Origin of the sequence: Senegalia sp. (in: firmicutes), assembly GCF_052088025.1 — a bacterium.
Classification (GTDB): domain Bacteria; phylum Bacillota; class Clostridia; order Tissierellales; family SIT17; genus Anaeromonas.
The window spans coordinates 1-10,069 of record NZ_JBQCYD010000064.1; the positions used below are offsets into that span (position 1 = coordinate 1).

10 protein-coding genes and 1 riboswitch are annotated in these 10,069 nt (G+C 28.6%); all 10 genes read left to right on the forward strand.

What is annotated here, in order from left to right:
* The first annotated feature begins 91 nt into the window (after nucleotides 1-91).
* Nucleotides 92-275: riboswitch (cobalamin riboswitch) on the forward strand.
* A gap of 274 nt (nucleotides 276-549) precedes the next feature.
* The 10 genes from ACTHUW_RS11855 (at nucleotide 550) to ispF (ending at nucleotide 10,015) form a co-directional block, all read left to right on the forward strand.
* Nucleotides 550-870: a CGGC domain-containing protein gene (locus ACTHUW_RS11855; protein ID WP_442196574.1), complete on the forward strand. Its 321-nt coding sequence runs from the start codon at nucleotides 550-552 to the stop codon at nucleotides 868-870.
* A gap of 15 nt (nucleotides 871-885) precedes the next feature.
* Nucleotides 886-1,902: an ABC transporter substrate-binding protein gene (locus tag ACTHUW_RS11860; RefSeq protein ID WP_442196575.1), complete on the forward strand. Its 1,017-nt coding sequence runs from the start codon at nucleotides 886-888 to the stop codon at nucleotides 1,900-1,902.
* A gap of 3 nt (nucleotides 1,903-1,905) precedes the next feature.
* A complete protein-coding gene (locus ACTHUW_RS11865) occupies nucleotides 1,906-2,988 on the forward strand; it encodes a FecCD family ABC transporter permease (protein ID WP_442196576.1) in 1,083 nt (360 codons plus the stop codon).
* Nucleotides 2,988-3,755 carry an ABC transporter ATP-binding protein gene (locus ACTHUW_RS11870; RefSeq protein ID WP_442196577.1) on the forward strand — a complete coding sequence of 256 codons (768 nt, stop codon included), beginning with the start codon at nucleotides 2,988-2,990 and terminating at the stop codon, nucleotides 3,753-3,755. The genes ACTHUW_RS11865 and ACTHUW_RS11870 overlap by 1 nt, the downstream gene beginning before the upstream one ends.
* Before the next feature lie 66 nt (nucleotides 3,756-3,821).
* A complete protein-coding gene (radA, locus tag ACTHUW_RS11875; protein ID WP_442196578.1) occupies nucleotides 3,822-5,213 on the forward strand; it encodes a DNA repair protein RadA in 1,392 nt (463 codons plus the stop codon).
* A gap of 140 nt (nucleotides 5,214-5,353) precedes the next feature.
* A complete protein-coding gene (locus ACTHUW_RS11880; RefSeq protein WP_442196579.1) occupies nucleotides 5,354-5,830 on the forward strand; it encodes a CarD family transcriptional regulator in 477 nt (158 codons plus the stop codon).
* A gap of 112 nt (nucleotides 5,831-5,942) precedes the next feature.
* Complete coding sequence (locus tag ACTHUW_RS11885; RefSeq protein WP_442196580.1) at nucleotides 5,943-7,052, forward strand: PIN/TRAM domain-containing protein; 1,110 nt, start codon at nucleotides 5,943-5,945, stop codon at nucleotides 7,050-7,052.
* A 162-nt stretch (nucleotides 7,053-7,214) separates the two neighbouring features.
* Nucleotides 7,215-8,765, forward strand: a complete 1,551-nt coding sequence (gene pckA, locus ACTHUW_RS11890; RefSeq protein WP_442196581.1) for a phosphoenolpyruvate carboxykinase (ATP) — start codon at nucleotides 7,215-7,217, stop codon at nucleotides 8,763-8,765.
* Between the two features lie 69 nt (nucleotides 8,766-8,834).
* Nucleotides 8,835-9,539, forward strand: coding sequence for a 2-C-methyl-D-erythritol 4-phosphate cytidylyltransferase (gene ispD / locus ACTHUW_RS11895; RefSeq protein ID WP_442198836.1), 705 nt, complete (start codon nucleotides 8,835-8,837; stop codon nucleotides 9,537-9,539).
* Nucleotides 9,540-9,541: 2 nt separating this feature from the next.
* Complete coding sequence (ispF, locus tag ACTHUW_RS11900; protein WP_442196583.1) at nucleotides 9,542-10,015, forward strand: 2-C-methyl-D-erythritol 2,4-cyclodiphosphate synthase; 474 nt, start codon at nucleotides 9,542-9,544, stop codon at nucleotides 10,013-10,015.
* The last annotated feature ends 54 nt before the right edge of the window (nucleotides 10,016-10,069 follow it).

Below are 10,069 nucleotides of genomic sequence, written 5' to 3' on the forward strand. Positions count from 1 at the left end.
ATAAGTTTTGAGAGCTATAAACAAAGAGTTTATAGCTCTTTTTTGTTAATTATATTGACAATCATATATGAAAGTGATACATTTAATTCAAACTAAATATATTTCTATTGGTACAATTTATCATTAAATTGTTTAAAAGGGAAGTTCGGTGAAATTCCGACACGGTCCCGCCACTGTAAAAGATAGAATCTTATAAAAACCACTGTGATTTTCATGGGAAGGTATAAGATTTGTTAGTCTTGAGTCAGGAGACCTGCCAAATAGTATAAAACCGATTTATTACTCACGCGGATGAGGAGGTGTTAATTGATAATACTCTTTCTATGTATAGAAAGACTTTCTTATTAGTAATAAATCAGCATGTATATGCTGGTTTATTTTATGTTTAGATTATAATAACTACTTTATATTATCTTATAATTTTACCAATTTATCATAAAATCCATATGGCTTATAGAAGTATGGAAGGGTTAAATTGCATTTATAAGTAATTTAGTAGAACTATACTATATAGAAAATAATCTAAAAATAATTTTAGGGGTGAATTTAATGAATATAGCAATTGGAATATGTGAAAAAGTAAATGGTATTTGTACAACAATGGGCTGCTTCAAAGCTTTTAATAATAAAGACAAGCACTTTAAAGTTTATGAGGAAGAAGATGTGATATTATCATCTTTTTTCACATGTCAAATTTGCTCAAGTGGATCACAAGAATGGTTAAAAGAATTAGCAAACAGATTAGTAAAAAAGGAAGTTTATACTATACATATAGGCAAGTGTGTTGTTAAATGTAAAGCAAATAAAAAAGAAGAAATAACTAATATATTTAAATCTAAAAACATTAAAGTGATTGAAGGTACTCATTAAAGAAAGGTGAATTAAATGAAAAGAATAGTTAAATTTTTAAGCATATTTATATTAGCTATTATTATGCTGAATTTAGTAGGATGTAATGATGGTGAGGAAGAAACTGCAAAAGAAGTTAAGCAAGAAACGAGTAATAAATCTTCAAATTCTCATTATCCAGTAACTATAACTACTTATAATTGGAATAAGGAACCTGTTGAAATAACCTTTGAAAAAGCTCCTGAAAAAGTAGTTGCAATATACCAAAGTTCTATAGAAACTCTTTTAGCACTAGGTCAAGGAGATAAAATAGTAGCAGCATCATTTTTAGATGATCCAGTTAAAGATGAATATAAAGAAGCATTTGATAAAATCAAATATTATGAGCAGCTTCCAACTAAAGAAGAGATTTTAGCTATGGAAGCAGATTTTATTACAAGTTGGTATTCTTTATTTTCAGAAAAAAATTATGGAGATGTATCTTTTTGGCATGAAAGAGGTGTAAATACTTATATTCAACAAAATAGTGGAGTTAAATCTCCAAATAGTTTAGAAAATGAGTATGAAGATATAATTAATATGGGGAAAATATTTGATGTAGAAGACAAGGCTAATCAAATAGTAGATGATATGAAAATAAAAATAAAAGAAGCTAAAGAAAGTGTAAAAGATAAAAAATTGGTAAAAACTGTGATTCTTGAAAGCAGTAAGGAAGGACAATACAGAATATATGGAGAAGATAGTATAGGTGGGGATATAGCAAGTCAAGTAGGGGCTGATTTGGTTGTAGATAGAAATGATAATATTGGTGTGGAAGATTTAATAAAATCAAATCCAGATGTTATATTTACTGTCTACTATGGTGATTCTATAAAAAGTAAAGAAGCTGTTAATAATATAATGGATAATCCTGCTCTTTCGAGTGTTCCTGCCATTAAAAATGAAAGAGTAAATCCCATAGTCTTAAGTGAGGTATATGCCAGTGGAGTTAGGACATTAGATGGTATAAATACTATAATCGATGGACTTTATAATTCTCAAGAAAGCAAGTAACTTATGGAAAATTTAAGCAAGGGTAATAAAAATAAAAAATCAACAAAAACACCTACTTATATAGGTGTTTCTGTTATTCTCATATTTTTACTCATTTTTTCATTTTTATATTCGATCACTTTTGGCTCAATAGAAATTTCAGTAAAAGAAATATACAAAATAATATTATATAAAGCTTTTAATATAGGATCTATTCAAGATATTTCAAGAGCTATTGTAGATATTGTATGGATAGTGAGACTTCCTAGAATAATACTTGCAAGCATAATGGGTATAGGTCTTTCAGTATCTGGAGTAATCATGCAAGCGGTTGTAAAAAATCCATTGGCAGACCCTTATATATTAGGTATTTCATCTGGAGCTTCATTAGGTGCTACTTTAGCTATAATGCTAGGAGTTGGAACTATATTTGGTTCTAATTATGTAGGTGTATCTGCCTTTTTAATGGCTTTTATAGTTTCAATTATGGTGGTAAGTCTAGCTAATGTTAAGGGGAAAGCTACTTCTACAAAATTATTATTAGCTGGTATGGCTATAAGTACATTATGTTCATCGCTGTCTAGTTTTATCATATATACTTCAAGTAATAGAGAAGGGATGAGAACAGTTTCATTTTGGCTTATGGGGAGTTTTAGTGGTGCTAGTTGGGATAATTTGAAAATTTTAATACCTGTAGTAATTTCAGCTACTTTGTTTTTTTTAACCCAATATAGAAATTTAAATCTTATGTTACTTGGTGATGAAGTTTCAATCACTCTTGGTAGTAATTTACATCTATATAGGCAGATTTATCTACTTATCACATCTATTATTATAGGGTTTTTAGTATATAACTCTGGTATAATAGGTTTTGTAGGGCTCATAGTACCTCATATAGCAAGACTTACTTTTGGTACAGAGCATAAAAGAATACTTCTTACATCTTCTTTAATAGGGTCTATATTACTTATATGGTCTGATGTAATATCAAGGCTTATAATCCCTGGTAGCGAAATCCCTGTAGGGATAGTGATATCTTTAATAGGAGCTCCTAGTTTTGTATATCTCATAATTAGTAAGAACTATGGATTTGGAGGTAAGGATTAATGGATTTAAAATCAGATAAAATAAATGTTTGCTTAGAAAATAATCATATATTAAAAGATATAGATATAAATGTAGAAAAGAAAGAGTTTATAGGTATAATAGGTCCTAATGGAAGTGGTAAAAGTACATTTTTAAAATGTGTTTATAGAGTATTAAAACCTAATAGAGGTACAATATTATTAGATGGTAAGAATATAGATAGTTATAGTATTAAAGAAACATCTAAAAAGATGGCTGTGGTTTCTCAACATAATGAAACACAATTTGACTTTACTGTTATAGATATGATTCTATTTGGCAGATCACCTCATAAAAAATTTTTAGAAAGAGATAATAGTAATGACTATAAAATAGCCTATGAATCATTAGAACAGGTTGGAATGAAAGATTATTCAAAAAGAAACTTTTCTAATTTATCTGGTGGAGAAAAACAAAGAATAATACTTGCAAGGGCACTTGCTCAAAAATCAGATTGTCTTATATTAGATGAACCTACAAATCATTTAGATATAAAATATCAACTACAACTTATGAACATTGTAAAGAAGTTAAAAGTTACAGTACTATCAGCCATACATGATTTAAATATAGCTGCATTGTATTGTGATAAAATATATGCTTTAAAAGATGGAAAAGTAGTTGCATATGGAACTCCTAAAGAAGTCTTAACAAAAAGAACAATTAAATATATTTATGATGTAGATTGTGAAATAATAGAGAGAGAAGACAATGGAAGTATAAATATAATTTACAATGCATCATTTTAAAAAATAGTAGCAAAACATATGTTTTGCTACTATTTTTTTGTTATAATGTATTGTGAGGTGATACTTTTGGCGAAAATAAAAACCAAATTTATATGTAATGAATGTGGGTATGAAACTGCAAAATGGATGGGAAGATGTCCTACTTGCAATGAATGGAATACATTTGAAGAAATGATTGTAGAAAAAGCTAATACTAAGGGCTTAAATAAAAATAGAGAAATAAAGAAGGCTAAAAAGCTTGAAGAGGTTGATGCAAAAGGTAGTGAGAGAATCGTAACAAGTATGAATGAGTTTAATAGAGTTCTAGGTGGAGGAATTGTAAAAGACTCTGTAATAATATTAACTGCAAAGCCAGGAGCTGGTAAATCAACGCTTTTACTTGAAGTATCAGGAGATTTATCAAATAAAGGTTATAAGATACTTTATGCCTCTGGTGAAGAAAGTGAAAGTCAAATAAAAAATAGGGCAAATAGAATTTTAAAAGAAAAAATAGATAATATATGGCTCTTATCTGATACAAGTATGGATAATTTGCTAGATTCTATAGATGAAGTAGATCCAGATATAGTAATAATGGACAGTATTCAAACTTTTTCATTAGAAGAACATAATTCAAAACCAGGATCTCCTGTACAAACTATGGAATGTGCAAATATGGCAGTAAATGTAGCTAAAAATAAAAATAGGCCTAGAGCTATAATTATGATAGGTCATATGACTAAAAACAATGAGATGGCAGGACTTAGAACACTTGAGCATCTGGTAGATACTGTATTATTTTTAGAAGGAGATAATGAAGAAGAACTTAGAATTCTTACTCCTAAGAAGAATAGATTTGGTAGAACTGGTGAACTAGGTATATTTTCTATGGAAGAAGATGGCATGGTAGCTATAGAAAACCCTTCAGAGTATTTTATGACAAAAAGAGAAAATGATGAAATTGTAGCTGGTTCTGCAATATCTGTTATAAAAGAAGGAACAAGATCTATTATTGTAGAAATTGAATCATTGGTGTCAACTTCTTTTACTCCATATCCATCTAGGATAGGAGAATGTCTTAGAAAAGATCAATTAAATACCCTTATATCTATACTGGAACAAAGGGGTGGAAGTAATCTCTATGATAAAAATGTAGTTATAAAAACTACAGGAGGATTAAAATTAAATGAAACGTCTGTTAATCTTGCTATTATTATGAGTATAGTATCCTCCATTAAGGACAAAGGTATACCAAGTAATACTGTTTTTATAGGAGATGTAGGACTTACTGGAGAGATTAAAAAAGTACCTTCTATTGAATCTAGAATAAAAGAGCTTGAAAGAATGGGATTTAAAAAGGTATATGTTGCATATGATTCCATAAAAAATAATGTCAAATTTAAAGACATAGAAGTTATTAAATGCAAAACATTACATGAAGTAATAAATACTATATTTGAAGGTAGAAAAACACAATAAAATGACGTGGAATTTATCGAAATTTGTCAAAAAAAGTTGACAAGACTTTTGATTATGTGGTAGAATATAAAATTTGACAAATAAGCTATAATATTGTATACTGGAGATATGATTATTTTTATAATGTGGGAGGGTTTTGTATGTTTGATATTGGAGATAAAATTGTTTACCCTATGCATGGTGCTGGTATTATAGAAGGTATAGAAGAAAAAGAAATATTAGGTGAAAAGAAAAAATATTTTGTTATGAAAATGCCTATGGGAGAAATGAAAGTTATGGTTCCTATGGACAATATAGAAGATATAGGAATTAGAGAGGTTATAAGCTTAGAAGAATTAGAACAGGTACTTGGGGTACTAGGTGATGATGAGACAAAGATGCCTCAAAATTGGAATAGAAGATTCAGGGCAAATATGGATAAGATAAAAAGCGGAGATATTTTTGAAATAGCAGCTGTAGTAAGAAATCTTTTAATTAGAGATAGGGAAAAAGGCCTTTCTACAGGAGAAAGAAAAATGTTAAATAATGCAAAACAAATGCTTGTAAGTGAAATTGTTTTATCTAAAGATATAGATGAAATCCAAGCAGATGAATTAATAGAAGATATAGTAAAATAGCGTCTATTTAGACGCTTTATTTTTAATTTATTGCGTAAATTGTTAAAAACGTGGTAAATAAGTTATATATATTATTTTTTTGGTTATAATCATTTGATAGGAGGTGAAATATTTGGTAAATAAAATTTTAAGGGTAATTTTAACAGTAACTGGTTTTCTTTTAGGTTTTGGTGTTGCAGTATCAGCTAGAGATTTAGGTTTATTAGATTTTATTGAAAGTAGGAATTTTGTAATAATAAGTTATATTATTATAAGTGCATTAGTTGGAATTATAGTATTTTTATTATCTCCAAAAATTATAAACTTGGGTAATTCTATAGGTTCTAGTGTGGAAAGTGAATTACAAAGGATCCCAGCAACAGATATTATATTGGGAGCTGTAGGTCTTATAGTAGGTTTAATAATTGCATATTTGATATCTCAACCTATATTTAATCTTGAAATACCTTATATAACAGTGCCAGCTGCTGTAGTGGTATATTTATTATTTGGATATTTGGGTTTAAATGTGGCTACAAAAAAGAGAGAAGATTTTGCAGGGCTTACAAATTTATTTAAGAAAACAGTGGTTAAAGAAGATGGTGTGAAAATAGAATATCCAAAATCAAGAGTTAAGCCTAAGGTTTTAGATACATCTGTTATAATTGATGGAAGAATTGCAGATATTTGTAGAACGGGCTTTATGGAAGGACCACTTATTATACCAGAATTTGTATTAGATGAGTTGCAGCATATAGCTGATTCATCGGATTCTTTAAAAAGAAATAGAGGTAGAAGAGGTCTTGATATTTTGAATATGATACAAAAAGAAATAGATATAGAAGTTGTAATTCATGATAAAGATTTTGAAGATATATCTGAAGTTGATAGCAAATTACTTAAACTAGGTCAGTTTTTAAATGGAATGGTTGTAACTAATGATTACAATTTAAATAAGGTAGCTGAATTTCATGGAGTAGAAGTATTAAATATCAATGAACTTGCAAATGCTGTTAAGCCTGTTGTCTTACCAGGAGAAGAAATGCATGTTCAAGTTATGAAAGATGGCAAAGAATCTGGTCAAGGTATTGCTTATCTTGATGATGGAACTATGATAGTAGTAGATGGAGGTAAAAAACACATTGGTGAAGCATTAGATGTTATGGTCACAAGTGTATTACAGACTGCTGCTGGTAGAATGATTTTTGCAAAACCTAAATATATGATTGAACAAGCAGGATAAGAATATTTAAAACCTCTGACTTTTAGTCAGAGGTTTTACTAATAAATATGACAAAAAATAAATATTTTTTTATCATGTATGTGTTATACTAATTATCAATATATGCTATAATAAACAATATATTAACACCAAATAAAACAATTAATCAAGGAGGAATATGTTTTGTATAACACTAAAGACATAATAGATAAGATTTTAAAATCAAAAAAAGTGAAATTTAATCTAAATGAAGATGAATTGATAAGTATAGCAGTAGAGAAAGAAGGAGCTGAAATAGCTTCTAATGGTGCTTTAAGCATAAATACAGGTAAATATACTGGAAGATCACCTAATGATAGATTTATTGTAGATGAGGATTCAGTTAGGGATCATATAAACTGGAATAATCAAAACAAAGCAATTTCAAGATCAGATTTTGAAAATTTATTTAAAAGAATTAGTGAGTATATAAAAGATAAAGAACTATATGTTTTTGAAGGTTTTGTGGGTTCTGATGATGAATATAAAATGCCTATAAGAGTTATAAATGAACTTTCAAGTCAAAATTTATTTGCAAAGCAAATGTTTATAGAAAATAAGGATAACGATTTCAAAGAGGACTTCACTGTAATAGCTTTACCTGAATTAAAAATAAATGAAAAAGAATATAATATAAACTCAGAAGCTTTTATAATTATTAGTTTTGAAGAAAAATTAGTACTTATAGGTGGAACTAAATATAGTGGTGAAATAAAAAAATCTATGTTTACAGTTATGAATTATTTGTTGCCATTTAAAAATGTACTTCCTATGCATTGTTCTGCAAACAGAGGTAAAAAAGGTGATGTAGCTTTATTTTTTGGCCTATCAGGTACTGGTAAAACTACATTATCTGCTGATAATGATAGAAAACTTATAGGTGATGACGAGCATGGTTTCACTGAAGATGGAGTATTTAATTTTGAAGGTGGATGCTATGCTAAATGTATAGATTTATCTTGTGAAAAAGAACCTCAAATATATAGTGCTATTAGAAAAGGTGCCATACTTGAAAATGTTGTTTTAGATGAAGATACCAAAGAACCAGATTATTCTAATGGAATGTATACTGAAAATACTAGAGTGGCTTTTCCTGTGGAACATATTGATGATGCCATATTAGAAGGTAAGGGAGAAATACCAAAGAATATTATATTTTTAACTGCTGATGCTACTGGTGTTCTTCCTCCTATTTCAAAACTTACAAAAGAACAAGCAATGTATCACTTTATGAGTGGATATACTAGCAAACTTGCTGGAACTGAAAGAGGAATAAAAGAGCCTACTGCAACTTTTTCTGCTTGTTTTGGTGAACCTTTTATGCTTTTAAAACCACAAGTGTATGCTGAACTTCTAGGAGAAAAGATAGAAAAGCATAATTTGAATGTATTTTTAGTTAATACTGGATGGACTGGTGGAGAATATGGAAAAGGTAGTAGAATAAATTTGAAATATACAAGAGCTATGGTACGTGCAGCTTTAAATGGTGATTTAGAAAATGTAGAGTATAAAAAAGATGAAATATTTAATTTATCTATACCTTTAAAGTGTAGTGGAGTTCCAGAAGAAATATTAATTCCATCAAATACTTGGGAAGATAAAGAAAGATACAATAAAAAAGCAAACAAACTTAATAATAGTTTCATAGAAAACTTCAAAAAATTTGAAGTAAATGAAAAAGTAAGAGCATTATAAAATAAAAAGCTGCCATAAAGGTAGCTTTTTATTATTGGATTTCCTATAATGGTATTGGAGGTGGATAAAATGACTTATAAAAATAAAAAGATTTCTGTAATCATACCTGCTGCAGGCATGGGAAAAAGAATGAATAGCAATATAAATAAACAATATATTTTATTAAAAGATAGGCCTATATTATTTTATACATTAGATCAATTTGAAAAAAATGACTTTATAGATGATATAGTAGTTGTAGCTAAAGATGATGAAGTTGAGTATGCAAGAAAAAATATAATCAATAAATACAAATTCAAAAAGATTAAGTCTATAGTAAGAGGAGGTAAAGAAAGAAGAGATTCAGTATATAATGGATTGAAAAGTTTAGATAAGGATACTGATATAGTTTTAATTCATGATGGTGCAAGACCTTTTATTAATCAAGAAACAATAAATTCTTCAATAAAGGCTGCTATAGAACATGATGCAATAGTTGTAGGTGTTCCATTAAAAGATACTGTGAAAATTGTTGATAGTGAAAATATAGTTCGAAATACTCCTGATAGGAGTAAACTATGGCAGGTTCAAACTCCTCAAGCTTTTTCATATTCTCTTATAATGGATGCATATGATAGGGGTATTAAAGAAGATTTAAATGTAACTGATGATTCTATGCTAGTAGAGCATTTTGGAAATCCAGTAAAAATGATAATGGGAACTTATAAAAATATAAAGATAACAACAAAAGAAGATTTAATAATGGGTAAAAATTTTTTAGATGAGGAAGTGTAAAAATGAAGATTGGAATTGGCTATGACGTACATAAATTAGTGGAAAATAGAGATTTGATTATAGGAGGTGTAAAAATAGAGCATGAAAAAGGGCTTTTAGGTCATTCTGATGCTGATGTCTTAACTCATGCTATAATGGATAGTATACTTGGAGCCTTAAGCATGGGTGATATTGGAAGACATTTTCCAGATACATCAGATGAATTTAAAGATGTGAGTAGCATAAAACTATTAGAAAAAGTATATGAAAGTATGAATAATAAGGGATATAAAATAGGAAACATAGATTCAGTAATAGTAGCTGAGCGTCCTAAAATGGCACCTTTTATTTTAGATATGAGAACTATAATAGCAAAAACATTAAAAACTTCTATAGAAAATATAAACATAAAAGCTACAACATCTGAGACTCTTGGATATGAGGGCAGAGAAGAAGGTATATCTTCTAATGCTGTTTGTTTAATAACAAAAAAATAGTATTGTCAAGCACTTCTGAAAATGTCTGATAAAAGTTAAAAGATTAGCACCGAC

Bases quoted from the DNA above. Each gene is read 5' to 3' on its own strand.
- ACTHUW_RS11860 (WP_442196575.1), top strand. From the start codon at position 886: ATGAAAAGAATAGTTAAATTTTTAAGCATATTTATATTAGCTATTATT.
- ACTHUW_RS11865 (WP_442196576.1), top strand. From the start codon at position 1,906: ATGGAAAATTTAAGCAAGGGTAATAAAAATAAAAAATCAACAAAAACA.
- ACTHUW_RS11855 (WP_442196574.1), top strand. From the start codon at position 550: ATGAATATAGCAATTGGAATATGTGAAAAAGTAAATGGTATTTGTACA.
- ispF (WP_442196583.1), top strand. From the start codon at position 9,542: ATGAAGATTGGAATTGGCTATGACGTACATAAATTAGTGGAAAATAGA.
- ACTHUW_RS11880 (WP_442196579.1), top strand. From the start codon at position 5,354: ATGTTTGATATTGGAGATAAAATTGTTTACCCTATGCATGGTGCTGGT.
- ispD (WP_442198836.1), top strand. From the start codon at position 8,835: ATGACTTATAAAAATAAAAAGATTTCTGTAATCATACCTGCTGCAGGC.
- ACTHUW_RS11870 (WP_442196577.1), top strand. From the start codon at position 2,988: ATGGATTTAAAATCAGATAAAATAAATGTTTGCTTAGAAAATAATCAT.